Source organism: Caenibius sp. WL (assembly GCF_019803445.1).
In the GTDB taxonomy this organism is placed as follows: domain Bacteria; phylum Pseudomonadota; class Alphaproteobacteria; order Sphingomonadales; family Sphingomonadaceae; genus Caenibius.
In genome coordinates this window covers 2,244,963-2,262,677 of record NZ_CP081844.1, presented here as the reverse complement: position 1 = coordinate 2,262,677, position 17,715 = coordinate 2,244,963, and the positions used below count along the sequence as shown (strand labels likewise).

Sequence of the window (17,715 nt, the reverse complement as noted above, 5' to 3'; positions counted from 1 at the left end):
TCCAACGCGGCTTGCCTGCCTTGGTTCCCATGGTTAGGAGGCCGCATCGTTATCCCAATGCATAACATAACGCATTGCAGCATGAAACGGAGCGTTGAACCATGACCGCGATCATTGACATCCACGGCCGCGAGATCCTCGATAGCCGGGGCAATCCCACCGTCGAAGTCGATGTCCTGCTGGACGACGGCAGTTTCGGCCGCGCCGCCGTGCCTTCGGGCGCATCCACCGGCGCGCACGAAGCCGTCGAACTGCGCGATGGTGACACGGCGCGTTACCTGGGCAAGGGCGTGACCAAGGCGGTCGACGCCGTGAATGGCGAAATTGCTGAAATCCTGCTCGGCCTCGATGCGGAGGACCAGCGCGATATCGATCTGGCGATGATCGAACTGGACGGCACGGAGAACAAGGCTCGCATCGGTGCCAACGCTATTCTTGGCACCAGCCTTGCCGTGGCGAAAGCCGCCGCCAATGCGCGCGGCCTGCCGCTTTATTCCTACATCGGCGGCGTGTCGGCGCACGTCCTGCCCGTGCCGATGATGAACATCATCAACGGCGGCGAACATGCCGACAATCCGATCGATTTCCAGGAATTCATGATCATGCCGGTGGGCGCCGCTTCGCTTGCGGAAGCGGTGCGGTGGGGCGCGGAAGTGTTCCACACGCTGAAGAAGGGCCTGCATGACAAGGGTCTGGCGACCGCGGTTGGCGATGAAGGCGGCTTTGCCCCCAATCTTGCCAGCACGCGCGATGCGCTCGATTTCGTCATGGCCTCGATCGAAAAGGCGGGCTTCAAGCCGGGCACCGATATCGCACTGGCACTGGATTGCGCGTCGACCGAATTCTTCAAGAACGGCAAGTACGAAATCTCCGGCGAAAACCTCTCGCTGACCGGTGAGCAGATGGCCGATTATCTGGCCGATCTGTGCGCGGCCTATCCGATCCGCTCGATCGAAGACGGCATGAGCGAAGACGATTTCGAAGGCTGGGCCGCGCTGACCGCCAAAGTCGGCGACAAGGTCCAACTGGTGGGCGACGATCTGTTCGTGACCAATCCGAAGCGTCTGGAAATGGGCATCGGCAAGGGCCTCGCCAATTCGCTGCTGGTGAAAGTCAACCAGATCGGCACGCTCACCGAAACGCTTGAAGCCGTCAGCATCGCGCAGCGCAATGGGTACACGGCCGTTATGTCGCACCGTTCGGGCGAAACCGAAGACGCGACGATTGCCGATCTGGCGGTTGCCACCAACTGCGGCCAGATCAAGACGGGTTCGCTGGCGCGTTCGGACCGGCTTGCGAAGTACAACCAGCTTATCCGGATCGAGGAAGAACTGGGCATGGCGGCGCATTATGCGGGCGCTGCCTGCTTCGGCCGCCGCGCCGGCTGATAGGTGCATCCGCCGCGCCCAATCGGATGCGGCGGGTCACATACGATTGCAGAACAAAATCAGGCCGCTCATCCCTGGGGATGGGCGGCCTGATTGTTGCTGATGGTCCGGGCCAGTGCTGAGGGAGGACACCACCGGAGCCATGCAGACACGCCAGATACGGGATGGATAGCAGCGGCAACCATCCCGCGTCCGGCGTAAGATCATTCAAGCATAATGCCTGCGTAAATCGTAAAGCGCCAGTGCTGCCTTGGCGGCTTCACCACCTTTATCCTTCTGCGCCGGATCGGCACGGACGATGGCCTGCTGCTCATCCTCGACGGTGAGGATGCCGTTGCCGATGGCGATACCGTCCATCGTCAGCGCCATGATCCCTCGGGCGCTTTCGCCCGCGACGATTTCGAAGTGATAGGTTTCCCCGCGAATCACCACGCCGATCGCCACGAAGCCATCGTAGCGCTCGGATTCGTGGGCCAGCGCGATGGCGCCGGGAATCTCCAGCGCTCCGGGAACGGTGATGACTTCGGCGCTATGCCCTGCGGCTTCCAGCGCGCCACGCGCGCCGGCCACCAGCATATCGTTCAGGTGATCGTAGAAACGGGCTTCGACAATAAGGAAATGGGCCATGGATTACCCTTCAGGAACGGCGCGCTGGTCGATGATGTTGAGGCCATAGCCATCGATGGCCACGACATTGCGATGCGTGTTGGTCATCAGGATCATTTCGTGGACCCCGAGATCGGCAAGAATCTGGGCGCCGATGCCATAGCTGCGCAAATCCATGACCGGATCGGTCGCCCCGCCGACTTCGCGGCTGAGCTGTTCCGGATCGGTCGGCATCAGCAGGACGATGATGCCCGCGCCTTCCCTGCCGATTTCCGTCATCGCGCGTTGCAGAACGCGCTTTGACGGGCCCGGCTGACCAAGCACGTCGGAGAAGATGGAAATGGCATGCATGCGCACCAGCGTGGGCGTGTCGGGGATGACATGCCCTTTCTGCAGCACGACATGCACCGCGCCTTCCACTTTGTCGCGATAGGTCTTGGCGGTCCATTCACCGCCGTAATCCGATGTGAAAGGCGACTGCGAAATGCATTCGACCAGATGATCGTTGCGGCGGCGATATTCGATCAGATCGCGGATCGTGCCGATCTTGAGATCGTGCAGGCGGGCAAACCCGATCAGATCGTCAAGCCGCGCCATGGTGCCGTCTTCCTTCATGATCTCGCAGATCACTCCGGAAGGATTGAGCCCGGCCAGGCGGGAAATATCGACAGCCGCTTCGGTGTGCCCGGCGCGGACCAGCACGCCGCCATCGCGGGCGCGAAGCGGGAAAACATGGCCCGGGGTCACGATGTCGTCGCGGCTCTTGGTGCCGTCGATCGCGACTGAAATGGTGCGGGCGCGGTCGCCCGCGGAAATGCCGGTGGTGACGCCTTCACGCGCTTCGATCGATACGGTGAAGGCCGTTTCATGCCGCGTGCCGTTGCTCGGGCTCATCGAATTGAGGCCGAGTTGTTCGCAGCGCTGGCCGGTCATCGACAGGCAGATCAGGCCGCGGCCATGCGTGGCCATGAAATTGATCGCAGCGGGGGTGGCCATCTGTGCCGGAATGATGAGATCGCCTTCGTTTTCGCGATCTTCGTCGTCGACCAGAATGTACATCCGGCCGTTGCGTGCTTCGTCGATAATTTCCTCGATCGGGACAAGGACCGGGCGATCGTCATTGGCGGAGAGGAATCGTTCCAGCTTGCTCAATGTCTCGGTCGTCGGGTTCCAGCCCGGTTCGATGCAATCGCGCAGAGTGTTGGCATGAAGGCCAGCAGCGCGGGCGAGGGCAGCCTTGGACATATGGCCGGATGAGACCAGGTCACGGACTTTGTCGATGGTCGATGTGCTCATGGACTCGCTTTATCACATTTAAATGTGCGCGCAAATCAAATAATCACATTTCAATTCCACAACGCCGGTTGCACGACTATAATGGGTTGTGCAAAGCGATCAGAAAACTTTCTGTCTCAGGAGCCACGATGCAGCCCGAAGAAATCCTCAGCGAATTCCAGAGCACGATGCGGCACATCGCCGCCTCGGTCTATGCCATCACCACCAAAGTGGAAGGCCAGCGCTACGGCATCGTCGCGACGGCGTTTTCGTCCGTCAGCTTCGATCCGCCCTCGATCCTTATTTGCATCAATCAGGATGCCTCGGCGCACGGGCCTCTGATGCAGGCGGATCGTTTCTGCGTGAACGTCTTGGGTCTGGCTAATCGTGATGTCGCCGATTGCTTCATGAGCAAGAAGGGCGAAGAACGCTTCGGCATCGGCAACTGGGAGGAAGAGCTGGATATGCCGGTTCTTGCCAATGCGCAGTCGAGCATGGTCTGCAAGACGATGGACCGCCACCGGTTCGGCACGCACACGATCTTCATCGGTGAATTGCTCAGCGCCCACCACCGGGAGAACGCCAAGCCGCTGACCTATTACGATCGCCGCTACATCGATATTTCAGCGGCCACCGATCACGTCATTCTCTGAGGCTTGGAACGCTTGCGATCGTGTGAGCTGTGACAACCTTTGGCACAACACATGGCGCCGTCGCCCCCCGGGAGCGACGGCGTTTTTGTCGGGATTTTGACCATCCCGCCGGCCGGGCCGCACAGGGCCAGTTCAATATGCGCCGCCGCGGCGGCGAGGGACGGATTCAGCGCGGCGGGAGCCAGCCCGATCACTGCGAGCAGAGACAGATGCCGCTGGATCATTTGCCGTTGCCCCCGCTATCGCCTTCTTCATAGTCTTCCAGAAAGATCCGGTTGGCCGCGCCGTCGAGATCTTCGAACTGCCCGCTTTTGAGCGACCAGAAGAATGCGGCAAGCCCTGCCAGCCCGAGAAACAGGGCAACGGGAATGAGAAGAACCAGACCGTTCATCGTGCGGCTTTCGTTAAACGCAGGGAATTGGCGATCACGATCAGCGAACTGCCGGACATCGCAATGGCCGCGATCATCGGCGTCACCATGCCGGCCATGGCCAGCGGCACAGCTATGATATTGTAACCGATCGCCAGCGCGAAGTTCTGTTTCACCACGCGCATCGTCGCCTTGGCCGCGCGGACGGCACGGGGCAGGGCAAGCAGCGACTCCTGCACGAAGACGAAATCGGCCGCTTGCAATCCCACATCGCTGGCCGTTCCCGGTGCGATGGAAGCATTCGCCTGCGCCAATGCCGGGCCATCGTTCAGGCCGTCGCCCACCATCAGCACGCGATGCTCCTGTTGCAGGCTTTCTATCGCGCGAAGCTTGTCCGCCGGGGAGGCATCGCTGCGCGCCTCAAGGCCGGTCTGCCGCGCCACCTCGGCCACTGCCACACCGTTGTCACCCGAAAGGATGGAGGCGTCCACGCCCAATCCCGCCAGTTGCCGCAAAGCGTCCTGCCAGTCCGGCCGCAAGCGATCGGCAAAGGGGATCAACCAGATCGGTTGACCGGCGATATCGAGCGTGACGGCCACGCCCTGCGCCCTGTCCGGGCGGCGCAAGGATACCGGTTGGCCCTGCCACCGGGCGAAAACGCCCTGGCCGGCGCGTTCTTCTACCTGATCCAGCACGGCCGCACGATGGCCATGGGCCGCAAGAGCCTTGCCCAGCGCGCGCGAAATCGGGTGGCGGCTGTGCGACGCCAGCGCCAGCGCGACGGAGGCGGTATCGGCGGACAGACTGGTTATCACCGCAGGGTCGGGCTCGGGCCTGCCCAGCGTGAGCGTTCCGGTCTTGTCGAGCAGCGCGTGATCGATCCGGGCGAGCCGTTCCAGCGCGCTGCCATCCTTGACCATGATCCCCGCGCGCATCAGCGCCCCGCTCGCCACCACCTGGGCCACGGGCACCGCCAATCCCAAGGCGCACGGGCAGGTGATGATAAGCACGGCCACCGCGATGACCAGCGATTGATAAAGCCCCGCGCCCGCGATCATCCATCCCGCGAACGACAGCGCGGCCAGCAGATGCACGGCGGGGGCATAAAGTTGCGAAGCGCGGTCCGCGATGCGGACATAAGTGGAGCGATTCTGTGCCGCCGCGTCCATCAGGCGCGCGATAGTGGCGAGAGTCGTATCCTGTCCCACGGCGGTGACGCGGACATCGACCGGCGCATCGAGATTGAGCGTGCCCGTCAGTACCTTGTCTCCGGGCCCGGAGGCTATGGGGGTGCTTTCGCCCGTCAGCAGCGATTGATCGAACTGGCTGACCCCGGTGAGGATATCGCCATCGGCCGCAAGCCTTTCCCCGGCGGCGATGCGGATCACCATGCCGGGAACAAGCTGTTCCGCCCGCTGCCAATCCACCGTCCCGCCTTCGCCCACCACCATCGCGCCTTGCGCGGCGTGGCTGAGCAGCGCATCGACCCCGGTGCGGGCCTTGTCGCGCATCATGGCGTCGAGCACGCGGCCCGCGAGCAGGAAAGCGAGCAGCATCAGCGCCCCGTCGAACCATGCGTGCTGCCCGCCGACGACGGTTTCATAAAGGCTCAGGATGGTGGCGATCAGCACGCCGAGCGAAATGGGCACGTCCATATTGGTACGGCCCCGGCGCACCGCGCCCCAGGCGGAGCGGAAGAACGGCTGCCCGGCATAGGCGATGGCCGGAACGGCGATCAGCGCGGAAATCCAGTGGAACATCCAGCGGACCGATCCATCGGCGCCCGACCATACGCTGACCGAGAACAGCATCACGTTCATCGCTGCAAAGGCTGCCACGCCGAGAGGAGCGAGAAGGGGCCTTACCGCCGAATGGTCCTGCGCCTGCACGGCCTTGCGGAGTTCGGATTCGAACCCGATTCGTTCCAGCGCGGTGACCAGATCGCGATCTTTCATGGCCGGATCGTGCCGGATCGTCACTTGTCTGGCCGAAAGGTTCACCCGGGCGGTGGCCACGCCGGGCAAATCCTTCATCCCGCGTTCGATCTTGCTGATGCAACCGGCGCAATGCATCCCGGGTACGGCAAGAACCGTTTCTTGCAGCGGTTCGGGGCGGATGCCGGTGGCGGCGCTCATTCCACGTTCTCCTCGATCCGCCAGACGGTTTCGCCCGATTGCGCGGTGATGCGCACGATCCAGCGGCCCGCAGGCAGGGCCTGCTGCGAAAGGAACCGGCCATCCCCTTTGGGGCTGAACGTCAGGTGGCGGTTCGGCGCCTGGCCCAGCGGATGGCGGGCTTCGGCAGTCACCACCGTATATTGCGGAGCGTTGTCGAGTTGGATCGCCAGCCGGTTATCTTCATCGCGTGCCACGGTGGCTGTCCAGCCCAGCGCCCGCTGCCGTTCGGCCTGATCCAGCCAGCCATTGAATTCCTGGCTGGCGACGTAGGTGTTTTCGACCACGATGCCGCCAAACGTGCTGGTCGCAAGCCGCGCCATGAGGAAATTGACCGCGAAAACGATCCCGAAGAAGACGATCAGGATCATGGCCATATGGCGTCCGGTGAATGGCCTGTTCATTCGCTTGTCTCCGGTGCTTCGAAACGTATAGGGCTGGTGTCGGTCTCGGCATCGCTGGTGGAGCGGACCGCAAAAGCGAAATCCTGCGTCGGCGTTCCCGCTGGGGCGACGACATAAATCCGAACCACCTCCGTCGCATCGGCCGGAACCACGCGTTCGACTTGCCGGGTGGCGCGCTCGCGGGGCATGTCGTCGGTCCACATCTTCGCGCCGGGAAGGCCTTCCATCGTCACGATCATCGCGCGGGGCCGGTTCTGCATATTGCGCAGCTTTACGGTGTAGCCGTTGCGGATAGAGCCATCGCTCATCAGCATGAAAGGCGGATTGCGATCCGCTTCGGCGGAGATATCCGTCCGCGTGCGGGTGCCGAGAGCGAACAGCATGGCCAGCCCGATCGCCGCCCACAGCGAACCATAGACCAGCGTGCGGGTTTGCAAGAGGTTTCGCCACACGGGAATGGGTGCTTCCCCTGCCGCCTCCTGCTTGCATCCTTCCAGCGTGGCATAATCGATCAGACCGCGCGGACGGCCGATGTCCTTCATCACCCGGTCGCAGGTATCGATGCACAGTGCGCAGGTGATGCAGCCGATCTGCGGGCCTTCGCGGATATCGATGCCGGTGGGGCAAACAGCCACGCACTGGTTGCAATCGATGCAGTCGCCGAAGGCGCCGGGATCGCGTTCGGCCTTCTTCACGCTGCCGCGCGGTTCGCCGCGCCAGTCCTTGTAAGTGACGATCAGCGATTTTTCGTCGAGCATCGCGGTCTGGATGCGCGGCCAAGGGCACATGTAGATGCACACCTGTTCGCGCATGAAGCCGCCGAGGACGAAAGTGGTCGCGGTGAGAATAGCGACTGTGACATAGGCCACGGGCGCGGCCTGCCCGGTGAAGAAATCACGCATGAGAGACGGCGCATCGGCGAAATAGAGCACCCAGGCCCCGCCGGTCGCGAAGCTTATGGCGAGATAGATGGTCCATTTCAGCAGGCGGCGGGCGATCTTTGCAGGCCCCCACGGCGCCTTGTAGAGCCGGAAGCGGGCATTGCGGTCGCCATCGATCAGGCGGTCGATATGCTGGAACAGATCGGTCCACACCGTTTGCGGGCAGGCATAGCCGCACCATGCGCGGCCCACCGCGCTCGTCACCAGAAACAGCCCGATCCCGGCCATGATCAGCAGACCGGCGACGAAGTAGAATTCGTGCGGCCAGATTTCGATGCCGAACATGTAGAAGCGGCGGTGGGCCAGATCGACGAGCACCGCCTGATCCGGGGCGTAAGGCCCGCGATCCCACCGGAGCCACGGCGTGCCATAATAGATCGCCAGAGTGACGATCATGATGGACCATTTCAGGCGGCGAAACCATCCGTCGATCCGCCGGTTGAAGACCGGTTCACGCTTCGCATAGAGCGCTGGCGCGGGGCCGCGATCAGGGTTGGTCATGGCTCTGCGCCGCAGCCGCGCCATTGCCGGGAGCAGGGCCCGCTTCCTTGAAGTTTTCACCGCCCCCCAAAGAATGGACATAGGCCGCGAGCATCTTGATCGTCGCCGGATCGAGCCTGCCGCCCCACGATGGCATCACGCCGTGGCTGGGCGTGTGGATCTGCCGGGAGATCGCTTCGGCGCTGGTTCCATAAAGCCCGATGGCATCGGCCAGATTGGGCGCCCCGAATTCGCGCAGGCCCCGGCCATCGTTGCCATGGCAAACGGCGCAGTTTTCGGCAAATACCTGAGCGCCTGCGGCGTTCGGCCCCGCTTTGCCCGACAACGACAGGACATGCTGGGTCACTTGCGCGATCTGCGCCTCCGACAGCATGCCATCCTTGCCGAAAGCGGGCATCTGACTGATCCGGGTCTTGCTGTCCCCGGGCTGGCGAATGCCGTGGATCAAGGTCTGTTCGATGGCTTTGAGATCGCCGCCCCACAGCCAGTCGTCATCGTTGAGATTGGGGTAGCCCCGGCTGCCCGCCGCACCCGCGCCATGGCACTGCACGCAATTGACTTTGAAAGCCGCACGCCCGCCTTCTATCGCGGCGCGCATCAGCGCGGGATTGTCGGGCAGGCGTTCGATCGGTGTGGCAGCCAGAGCCGTAAGAATCGGCCTCTTGCGCGCTTCCTCAGCCGCGAGTTCTTTGGCCAGAGCGCCACGGCTGCTCCAGCCCAGAACCCCTTCCGTGCCTTGGCTGACCAGCGGCCAGGCCGGATAGGCGATGACATAGCCGAGAGCGAAGACGATGGAGGCATAGAAGCTCCACAGCCACCAGCGCGGCATCGGATTGTCGAGTTCCTCGATACCGTCCCATTCGTGCCCGACCGTTTCGACGCCGGTCGCTTCGTCGATGCGCTTCTTAGCCATCGTTCTTGTCCTTGAAAATCAGATTGGCCGCCTTGCGGTTGCGTTCGCGCGCGCTGGGGCGGAAGGGCCATGCGGCGAGGATCACGAATGCGATAACCATCACCACCAGCCCCCAGCTATCGGCCAGATGGCGCAGGAAATCGTACAGCGAATGATCGCTCATCGCCCTTTCTCCTTCGCCAGAACTTCTTGTGCTGCCGCCGCGTTCACATCCACCAGCGTGCCCAGAACTTGCAAATAGGCGACGAGCGCATCCATTTCGGTCAACCGGTTGGGATCGCCATCGAAATCGCGAATCTGCGCTTTGGGATAGCGTTTTTCGAGATCGCCGGCATCGGCATCAGGATCGGCCTGTGCCTTGAGATCGGCCATCGCCATCTCGATATCCTTATCGGTATAGGGAACGCCCACCCGCCGCAGCGCGCGCAAGCTGGCGGCCGGATCGCGCAGGTTGAGATCCTTGTCCGCCAGGAAGGCATAAGTCGGCATCACGCTTCCGGTGACGACCGCGCGCGGGTCTTTCAGGTGCTGGACATGCCATTCGTCCGAATAGCGCCCGCCGACCCGGGCAAGATCAGGGCCGGTGCGCTTCGAACCCCACTGGAACGGATGATCGTACATCGATTCCGCCGCCAGGCTGTAGTGCCCGTACCGTTCGACCTCATCCCGGAAAGGGCGGATCATCTGGCTGTGGCAGGTGTAGCACCCTTCGCGGATATAGATGTCGCGCCCGGCCTGTTCGAGCGGGGTGTAGGGCCGCATGCCTTTGACTTTCTCGATCGTGTTGTCGATCCAGAACAGCGGAGCGATTTCCACGATGCCGCCGATCGCCACCGCGACGAAGGCGAAGGCGCCAAGCAAGGTGACGTTGCGTTCCAGCTTTCTGTGCTGCTGGGTAACACTGACCATGAGGTGATCCTTATTCGGCTGGAGCAGGCGCGATCGGGCGATCGGCGGCCGCGTCATAGGGGGCGGTGGACATCGGGGCCTCGTCACGCTGGCGGCCCTGGATCGTGCGCCAGACATTGATGACCATGATCACCCCGCCCGCGAGATAGAGCCCGCCGCCGAAGGCGCGCAGCAGATACATGGGGTGAAGGGCCACCACGGTATCGACGAAGCTGTTCACCAGATAACCGTCGGTGCCATATTCGCGCCACATCAGCCCCTGGGTCACGCCGGCGACCCACATGGAAGCGGCGTAAAAGACGATTCCCAGAGTGGCGAGCCAGAAGTGCCAGTTGACCATCCGCAGGCTGTAGAGCCGTTCACGGTTCCACAGGCGTGGAGCCAGATAGTAGATGGCGGCGAAGGAAATCATCCCGTTCCATCCGAGCGCCCCGGCATGGACATGGCCGATGGTCCAGTCGGTATAGTGCGACAGCGAATTGACGGCCTTGATGCTGAGCATCGGCCCTTCGAACGTCGCCATGCCATAGAAGGCGAGCGCCATGACCATCATGCGGATAATCGGGTCGGTGCGCACTTTGTCCCATGCGCCGTTGAGCGTCATCAGGCCGTTGATCATGCCGCCCCAGCTCGGCATCCACAGCATCACCGAGAACACCATGCCGAGCGTCTGCGCCCAGTCGGGCAGCGCCGTGTAGTGAAGATGGTGCGGCCCGGCCCAGATGTAGAGGAAAATCAGCGACCAGAAATGGAGAATCGACAGACGATAGCTGTAGATCGGCCGTTGCGCCTGCTTGGGCACGAAGTAGTACATCATGGCGAGGAACGGTACGGTCAGGAAGAAGGCGACCGCGTTATGCCCGTACCACCACTGGATAAGAGCGTCCTGCACCCCTGAGAACGCGGAATAGGACTGCGCCCCCACAATCGATACCGGCATCGCCAGATTGTTGAGGATGTGCAGCATCGCGATAGTGATGATGAAGGACAGGAAGAACCAGTTCGCCACATAGATATGCGGCTCCTTGCGCTTCAGGATCGTACCGATGAACACCACGCCATAGGCGACCCAGACGACTGTCAGCCACAGATCGACGTACCATTCGGGTTCGGCGTATTCCTTGGACTGGGTGATCCCCAGAAGATAGCCGGTCGCCGCGAGGATGATGAACAGCTGGTAACCCCAGAGAACGAACCGGGCGAGCGCGGGGAAGGCAAGCCGTGCCCGGCAGGTGCGCTGCACGATGTAGAAAGATGTCGCGATCAGCACGTTGCCGCCGAAAGCGAAGACGACCCCCGAGGTGTGCAACGGCCGCAGACGCCCGAAGCTGAGGTAAGGTTCCAGATTGAGCAGAGGGTAGGCAAGCTGGAGCGCGATGGCGAGACCGGCCACGAAGCCGACGATGCTCCAGAACACCGTGGCGATCACGCCCCAGCGCACCGGATCGTCGTCATACTGCGATTGATCGGGTTTCCCGGGCATGATGCCGCTGAGAATGGCCGTAAAATCGGGCTTGCTGATGGCGAACCACAGCCCGATCAGGGCTGCGGCCGCAACGATGATCATATGAACGGCGAAACCGGCATCCCGCGCGGTTGCTGCTGCCATGACGGCGAGCAGAACGACCGCGAACCAGATGCCGGCACGCGCAACGATCCTTTCCATGGATATTGCCTTCCCTCGTACTATCGATTCGACAGGAAGGCCCTGCGTCGAAAAAATCACTCCGACATTGATGGCGATCAAATTCCCGGATGCGGCGTAAAATATTGTTCCTGCTGTAATTTGTGCCTGATCAATGTTTGGCTGATGGCAGTCAGGGCAACCATGCCTGCGCCGCAACACATCATCGGCCGCAGGGGGCGGTCATTGCGGCGCGAGGAATTGTTCATGCATAAAGTTGCCGCCATTGCGACGCTGGCCGTGGCCGTTGCTTTCGGTCTCCCGGCTCAGGCCGCCAGCCCTGAAGGCAAAATCCAGATCAAGGTGCTGGGCACCGCGGTCCTGCCCGATGGCAAGCTCGACAAGGTCAAATTCGCGGTTCCCGCCGTTGCCGCGGCGTTACCGGCGAATGTGGAAACCCAGGCGAACGACAATGTCGTGCCCACTGTGGCAATCGAGTATTTTGTCTCGCCCAATGTTTCTCTGGAAACGATTTGCTGTGTCACTCAGCACGATATCGACGGCAAGGGCAGCCTGGCCGGGGCGGAACTGATCGCCAACGCCAAGATCGTTCCGGCGACGCTGACGGCGAAGTATCATTTCAACGCCGGGGGCGTGAAACCCTATCTGGGCGCGGGCCCCGCCTATTTCATTTTTATCGATGAGAAGTCCGGCGCGACAGCGCGGGCGCTGGGCGCGACGCGCAACAGGATCAACGACAGCCTCGGCGTTGCCCTGCAGGCGGGCATCGACATTCCGCTCAACGCATCGGGCATGGCCTTGAGCCTGGATGCCAAGCGTTACTTCATGAAAGTCGACGCGAAATGGTACGACGCCAGCGGCGCGAAAGTGCTCCACACCAGAAACACGCTCGATCCGTGGGTGTTGAGCGTCGGATTGGCATGGCGCTTCTGACGGTTCGATGGCCATGATGGCCCGCCATCGGGCTGGGCAGGGCTGGCGTTCCGCTCCTCCGGGAATGTGCGCCAGCCTCTTGCGCAGGGGCATGGCTGGCGTATCCGGTCGGATGCAACAACCGCAAGGAAGAGGATGGGGATGCGGCATTTCGGGCCCACATCGCACAATTTCATGTCGCAGCGTTCGCGGCTGCACTACGTCGACTGGGGCAATCCGGATGCGCCCCTGCTGATCCTCATCCACGGGAACAAGGATCATTGCCGCAGTTGGGATGGGGTGGCCCGGCATCTCTGTGATCGCTGGCATGTGGTTGCTCCCGATCTGCGCGGGCATGGGGATAGCGACTGGTCCCCGGAAGGGCGGTACGATTTTTCCAGCCTGACTTACGATCTGGCGCAGTTCGTGTTCGAACTGGGCGCATCCCGCGCCGCCATCGTGGCGCATTCGATGGGGGCGCATGTCGCGTTGCGCTATGCCGGGGTCTATCCCGAAACGCTTTCGCATCTGGTCGCGGTGGAGGCGGTGGGGGCGCCCGGCGATCTGGAGAAACAGTACCGCCAGCGTTCGGTAGCCGACCGCTATCGCCACTGGATCGACACACGGCGCGCCGCGGCTGACCGCACCGTGCGGACTTTCGCATCGGTCGATGAAGCGCAGGCCCGGATGCAGTCGGAAAACCCTTGGATGACCGCCGAACAGGCCCGCCATCTGACTATCCATGGTCTGCGCCGCAGCGAAACCGGCCACTACAAGTGGAAGTTCGACACATGCCTGGGGTTGTGGCCGGCGGCGGACAACACCGAAGAAGAAGTGTTCAGCCTGTGGCGACGCATCGCCTGCCCGACGCTGTTGATCTACGGATCGGAAAGCTGGCAATCGCGCATGGGGGACGACCTCGTTCGCCATGTCCCCGATGTGCGGCGGATCGATATGGCCCGTTCCAACCACTGGCCCCAACATGACAATCGGGAACGGTTCCTGACGGAAATCACCGCTTTCCTTGAAACGTAACATGCGGTGGGCGGATTTCGCTTCGGCGAATTCCGCTGTGCAACCGGCAGGCAACCGTTATGGTCGGCGGTCCTGCGCGGACAGGCGACGAGAGAAGCGAGAGGATGGCCGCGAATGATCGATGTCAGCATATGTGTGGATTGCACCAACACGCTGGGGGAAGGCCCTGTATGGGACGGGGCGGAACAACGCCTTTACTGGGTCGACAGCATGGCCCCGCAAATCTGGCGCTGCGCGGCCGATGGTTCGGACGTGCGGACATGGGAATTGCCCGCCACGATCGGTTCGCTCGCCCTGCGGCAGGATGGGGGCGCGGTCGTGGCGCTGGAAACCGGGCTGCATTTCTTCGATTTCGCAACCGGCGCGCTGGAGCCCCTCCATCATCCCGAAGCGGGCAAGGACAATGTCCGGCTGAACGATGGCAAAGTCGACAGCCGGGGCCGGTTCATTGTCGGTTCTCTCGACATGACGGCGATTCTGGAACCGACGACGCATGAGGCGCGGCGCGGCACGCTTTATCGGCTTGATACCGATCTCACCTTGCACACGCTCGATCACCGGATCGCCAATTCCAACGGCCCGTGCTGGAGCCCCGACAGCCAGGTGTTCTATTTCACCGACTCGGTCGATGACACGATCTCCTGTTACGATTGGGACGAAGCCAGCGGCACCCCCGCGAACCGGCGCGATTTCGCGAAGCTCGAACCTGCTTCGATCCCGGATGGCGCGACGGTGGATGCCGAAGGCTATCTCTGGAGCACACTCAACGGCGCTTTCAGTGGGCGCGGGGAACTGCGACGCTTTGCCCCGGACGGCACGTTGGACCGCGTCGTGCCATTGCCTTCGACCAAGCCCACCAGCCTGACCTTCGGCGGCCCCGATTGCGATATCGTGTTCGTCACCACCATGAGCATACCCGGGCAGTTTCCGGAAACGCCCTATGACGGCAGGCTGCTGGCGGTGCGAGGGTTGGGGGTCAAAGGGCTTCCGGGGCATCGTTTCGGGGGATAGTCTGCCGAAAGGATGCGCCAGTGTGGCGAATTGCTTGCATTCCGTTTGCATCTGACTGTTTTTTTGACATTAATAGCCAGCCAACCGGCAGAATGATCGTGAGACAGGGACGTGGCGCCGCATAAACTTGCAGAACAGGGCATCGTCTTCGGGGAAGCCCCCTTGTCGGTGACCGAACGGGTCGCGCAGATGATCATGTCCTTGCGCCGAAATCCCCACAATCGCGCTATTCAACGATATATCTATCTGGTGGGCGATCATGAACTGACACCGGTTCAGGTCGATATATTGGAAACGGTGGTGGACCAGCCCGGACAAAGGATGACCGAACTGGCACGCAACCTCGGCGTTGATGCTTCAACTCTCAGCAGAACCATTCGCCCGCTTATCAAACTGTGCCTGATCGAACGCTGCCAGGACGAAAAGGACAAGCGCCTCACGATTCTCACCCCCACACCGGAAGGGCTGAAACAGGCGCATCTGATTTCCCATTCGCGCCGGGCGATGATGTTCGCCGTGCAGGGCCATCTGCCGGATGACAGGCTCGCGCTGTTTGCGGATTTGCTGGAAGAATATATCGACGCAGTGAATACCGAAGGGAGCAAGATTCTGAAATCGGGCAAGAAGCCTCGGGCCAGAGCCGGCGGCGTTCGCCAGCCCCAGCATGGATGACCAGGGCGGGCGAAGGGGTTTCCTGCTTGCGAGCCGTCAGCCCGCGACATCCCATTCGAGCGGCAGAGAACGGAGCATCATCGTCGCTCCAGCCGCATTTTCGATCGCCTCGGTATCGGCGGCGATGCGCAGGTTGGGCATGCGCAGCAGCAGTTCCTCCATCATGATCGTGAGCTGCTTGCGGGCGAGATAGGCGCCTATGCACAGATGCGGGCCTGCGCCGAAGCCGAGGTGCTTGACCCGCTTCCCGCCGCCGCGCTGGAAATCGACCGCCAGCGGATCCTCCCACTCGTCGGGATCCAGTCCCGCAATCGGCGTGCCTGCGCACACCACATCGCCTTGCTTCATGAACACGCCATGGAACGTCTGATCCTTGGCGGCCGCCCGACCGATAAAGGAAATGCCGAACCGGCGGAGCAGTTCTTCGAGCGCCACCGGGATTTCCTCCGGCTTGTCGAGCAGGTATTGGCGATGGGCCGGGCTTTCCGCGAGAAAGCGCATGATATGCGTCATCTGCGAAGTGATCGTGTCCAGCCCGCCGGAAAACAGCATCAGCGTCATCGCGCGCAGATCGTCGAACGCAGGCTTTTCGCCATCGATGGTCATTTGTGCCAGCGCCTGGAACATGCTGCCGCTGTTGCGCGACGGATCGGCAAGCTGTTCCTCAAGCCATTGGCTGACCCAGGTGTAGGCTTCGATGAAGCCCTGATTGGTTTCTTCGACCGTGCGCCCCCGAAAGATCAGCTTGATCCATGACAGGCACTGATCGCGCAAGGACAGGTCCGCGCCCATCAGGTTGAGGAACGTGTCGATCGGCAGTTTATAAGCGAATTCGGATACGAATTCGCAGCGACCCGGGGCGAATGCCTCGAACAGTTTCAGCGTGAAATCGCGCGTGTCCGCATCGATCGTTGCCAGAGCCCGAGGCGAGAACAGGCTGTTTGCCATCGCCTTGCGATACTTGGTGTGCTTGGGCGGATCGAAATTGTTGGGGATCAGGACCACCGATGAATCGCGCTTGGGAATGGCAAGGGAAGTTGCCGTGAACCGTTCGTGATCGGAAAAGACCTCACCGATCGCCGCCGAGGGGCGTACGACCCAATACCCCCCGAGATCAGGGGAGAAGAAGATGTCCGGGCAATCTTTCAGACCGGCGATATAGCCGTAGGGGTCCTGCCGGATGGCCTCGTCGTTGCGGAAGTCGAACGGGACGACCAGTTCGGCCGGGACATGGTCAGGGATCGGGGCAGGGGCATTCACGGCATCTCTCCAAAGACTGACAGGATCGATGGTCAGGCTATGATGCAGATGGAATGCGCGACAGCGGGAAATCTGCTGTGCCGCGCAATTGTGGCGCTGCGGGTTTCTTATGTCCGATGCAGCGCTTTCCGCTGGTGGGCGTCGGCCCATGCACCGAGCACGATACCGATCAGGATCACCGCCATGCCGGCCAGATGGAAGCCATAGAGCTTCTCATCCAGCAGCAGCGCGGCCAGCGCGGCCCCGAACAAGGGCATGAGCGTGATCGTCTGCCCGGCGGGGCCTGCGCCCAGATCGCGCACTGCCGCATTGTACATCAGATAGGCGAGCAGAGACGGGAACACCGCGACATAGGCGAAAGCGCCGAATGTCGCCGTATCCCAACGGACGCGTTGCCCGCCGAGATATTCCCCCACCGCCAGCGGCAGCATAGTGGCGATGGCGATCAGGAACGTCGCCAGCAGGAAACTGAGCGGGTGACACGGCGGACGGATACGCAGCAGGCTGGTGTAAGCCGCCCAGCAGATCACCCCGCACAGAACCAGAAGATCGCCGAAATTGATCGTCAGGCCGAGAAGCGCTTCCAGATGGCCGCGTAGCACGATCAGCGCCACACCGATCATCGAAAGGATCACGCCCACGATCTGCACGGCGGCGGATCTCTGCCCGAAGATCGCGCGATTGAAAGCGAGCACCAGCGCGGGCACCGCGGCCTGCAACAGCAGGCCATTGCTGGCCGTGGTGTAGCGGAGCCCCGAATAGACGAAAGCATTGAACCCGCCGACCCCGGCCACGCCCAGCAGCAGCGTGATCCGCCAATGCCGACGGACGATCTGCCAATCCGCGCGCAAACGCGGCAGCGCGAAAGGGAGGACGAGCAAGGCCGCGCCGGTCCAGCGCACGAGCGCGAGCGTGAACGGCGGAATCGCGCCGTGCACCGCGCGGCCGACAATGAAATTGCCCGACCAGAACAGCATGACGAAAGCGAGCGACACATAGGAAACCCAATGCGACCGCTGGCCTACTCCGATGTGCGCCGTCATCAT

At 62.2% G+C, this 17,715-nt stretch carries 20 protein-coding genes; 6 read left to right on the top strand and 14 right to left on the bottom strand.

Annotation, left to right across the window (positions count from 1 at the left end):
* The first annotated feature begins 101 nt into the window (after positions 1-101).
* A complete protein-coding gene (gene eno / locus K5X80_RS10770) occupies positions 102-1,388 on the top strand; it encodes a phosphopyruvate hydratase (protein ID WP_222557744.1) in 1,287 nt (428 codons plus the stop codon).
* A 207-nt stretch (positions 1,389-1,595) separates the two neighbouring features.
* On the opposite strand, the gene ribH is transcribed toward eno, so the two are convergent.
* Together ribH and ribB are read right to left on the bottom strand one after the other, a co-directional pair.
* Positions 1,596-2,015: a 6,7-dimethyl-8-ribityllumazine synthase gene (gene ribH / locus K5X80_RS10765; RefSeq protein WP_222557743.1), complete on the bottom strand. Its 420-nt coding sequence runs from the start codon at positions 2,013-2,015 to the stop codon at positions 1,596-1,598.
* 3 nt (positions 2,016-2,018) lie between these two features.
* Positions 2,019-3,290 (bottom strand): 3,4-dihydroxy-2-butanone-4-phosphate synthase, encoded by a 1,272-nt coding sequence (ribB, locus tag K5X80_RS10760; RefSeq protein WP_283249162.1) that lies wholly within the window; start codon positions 3,288-3,290, stop codon positions 2,019-2,021.
* A gap of 128 nt (positions 3,291-3,418) precedes the next feature.
* Here ribB and K5X80_RS10755 point away from each other — a divergent pair, with 128 nt between their 5' ends.
* The gene (locus tag K5X80_RS10755; RefSeq protein WP_222557741.1) at positions 3,419-3,922 is read left to right on the top strand and encodes a flavin reductase family protein; all 504 of its coding nucleotides are present in this window, start codon (positions 3,419-3,421) and stop codon (positions 3,920-3,922) included.
* On the opposite strand, the gene K5X80_RS10750 is transcribed toward K5X80_RS10755, so the two are convergent.
* The 10 genes from K5X80_RS10750 to K5X80_RS10705 form a co-directional block, all read right to left on the bottom strand.
* The gene (locus K5X80_RS10750) at positions 3,907-4,146 is read right to left on the bottom strand and encodes a hypothetical protein (RefSeq protein ID WP_222557740.1); all 240 of its coding nucleotides are present in this window, start codon (positions 4,144-4,146) and stop codon (positions 3,907-3,909) included. The genes K5X80_RS10755 and K5X80_RS10750 overlap by 16 nt on opposite strands.
* The gene (gene ccoS, locus K5X80_RS10745; protein WP_222557739.1) at positions 4,143-4,313 is read right to left on the bottom strand and encodes a cbb3-type cytochrome oxidase assembly protein CcoS; all 171 of its coding nucleotides are present in this window, start codon (positions 4,311-4,313) and stop codon (positions 4,143-4,145) included. Before ccoS ends, K5X80_RS10750 begins: the two co-directional genes overlap by 4 nt.
* A complete protein-coding gene (locus K5X80_RS10740) occupies positions 4,310-6,427 on the bottom strand; it encodes a heavy metal translocating P-type ATPase (protein WP_222557738.1) in 2,118 nt (705 codons plus the stop codon). The genes ccoS and K5X80_RS10740 overlap by 4 nt, the downstream gene beginning before the upstream one ends.
* A complete protein-coding gene (locus K5X80_RS10735) occupies positions 6,424-6,870 on the bottom strand; it encodes a FixH family protein (RefSeq protein WP_222557737.1) in 447 nt (148 codons plus the stop codon). The genes K5X80_RS10740 and K5X80_RS10735 overlap by 4 nt, the downstream gene beginning before the upstream one ends.
* Positions 6,867-8,312 carry a cytochrome c oxidase accessory protein CcoG gene (gene ccoG, locus K5X80_RS10730; protein WP_261390502.1) on the bottom strand — a complete coding sequence of 482 codons (1,446 nt, stop codon included), beginning with the start codon at positions 8,310-8,312 and terminating at the stop codon, positions 6,867-6,869. The genes K5X80_RS10735 and ccoG overlap by 4 nt, the downstream gene beginning before the upstream one ends.
* Positions 8,299-9,225, bottom strand: a complete 927-nt coding sequence (gene ccoP / locus K5X80_RS10725) for a cytochrome-c oxidase, cbb3-type subunit III (RefSeq protein ID WP_222557735.1) — start codon at positions 9,223-9,225, stop codon at positions 8,299-8,301. The genes ccoG and ccoP overlap by 14 nt, the downstream gene beginning before the upstream one ends.
* A complete protein-coding gene (locus K5X80_RS10720; protein ID WP_222557734.1) occupies positions 9,218-9,388 on the bottom strand; it encodes a cbb3-type cytochrome c oxidase subunit 3 in 171 nt (56 codons plus the stop codon). The genes ccoP and K5X80_RS10720 overlap by 8 nt, the downstream gene beginning before the upstream one ends.
* Entirely contained in the window at positions 9,385-10,134 is a 750-nt protein-coding gene (ccoO, locus tag K5X80_RS10715; protein ID WP_222557733.1) for a cytochrome-c oxidase, cbb3-type subunit II, read from the bottom strand. Before ccoO ends, K5X80_RS10720 begins: the two co-directional genes overlap by 4 nt.
* Positions 10,135-10,144: 10 nt before the next feature.
* Positions 10,145-11,800, bottom strand: coding sequence for a cytochrome-c oxidase, cbb3-type subunit I (gene ccoN / locus K5X80_RS10710; protein WP_261390501.1), 1,656 nt, complete (start codon positions 11,798-11,800; stop codon positions 10,145-10,147).
* Between the two features lie 77 nt (positions 11,801-11,877).
* Positions 11,878-12,027 (bottom strand): hypothetical protein, encoded by a 150-nt coding sequence (locus tag K5X80_RS10705; RefSeq protein ID WP_222557732.1) that lies wholly within the window; start codon positions 12,025-12,027, stop codon positions 11,878-11,880.
* On the opposite strand from K5X80_RS10705, the gene K5X80_RS10700 reads away from it, so the two are divergent.
* The 4 genes from K5X80_RS10700 to K5X80_RS10685 all read left to right on the top strand — a co-directional run bounded on the left by K5X80_RS10700 (position 12,026) and on the right by K5X80_RS10685 (position 15,409).
* On the top strand, positions 12,026-12,712 hold the full coding sequence (locus K5X80_RS10700; RefSeq protein WP_222557731.1) for an OmpW/AlkL family protein: 687 nt from the start codon (positions 12,026-12,028) through the stop codon (positions 12,710-12,712). The two genes, K5X80_RS10705 and K5X80_RS10700, sit on opposite strands and share 2 nt — an antisense overlap.
* A gap of 174 nt (positions 12,713-12,886) precedes the next feature.
* Entirely contained in the window at positions 12,887-13,726 is an 840-nt protein-coding gene (locus K5X80_RS10695) for an alpha/beta fold hydrolase (RefSeq protein WP_222557730.1), read from the top strand.
* Positions 13,727-13,840: 114 nt separating this feature from the next.
* Positions 13,841-14,737, top strand: coding sequence for an SMP-30/gluconolactonase/LRE family protein (locus tag K5X80_RS10690; RefSeq protein WP_222557729.1), 897 nt, complete (start codon positions 13,841-13,843; stop codon positions 14,735-14,737).
* Between the two features lie 111 nt (positions 14,738-14,848).
* A complete protein-coding gene (locus K5X80_RS10685; RefSeq protein WP_222557728.1) occupies positions 14,849-15,409 on the top strand; it encodes a MarR family winged helix-turn-helix transcriptional regulator in 561 nt (186 codons plus the stop codon).
* Between the two features lie 36 nt (positions 15,410-15,445).
* Here K5X80_RS10685 and K5X80_RS10680 read toward each other — a convergent pair whose 3' ends face one another.
* Positions 15,446-16,669, bottom strand: a complete 1,224-nt coding sequence (locus K5X80_RS10680; protein WP_222557727.1) for a cytochrome P450 — start codon at positions 16,667-16,669, stop codon at positions 15,446-15,448.
* 107 nt (positions 16,670-16,776) lie between these two features.
* Positions 16,777-17,712, bottom strand: coding sequence for a DMT family transporter (locus K5X80_RS10675; protein WP_222557726.1), 936 nt, complete (start codon positions 17,710-17,712; stop codon positions 16,777-16,779).
* Positions 17,713-17,715 lie beyond the last annotated feature (3 nt).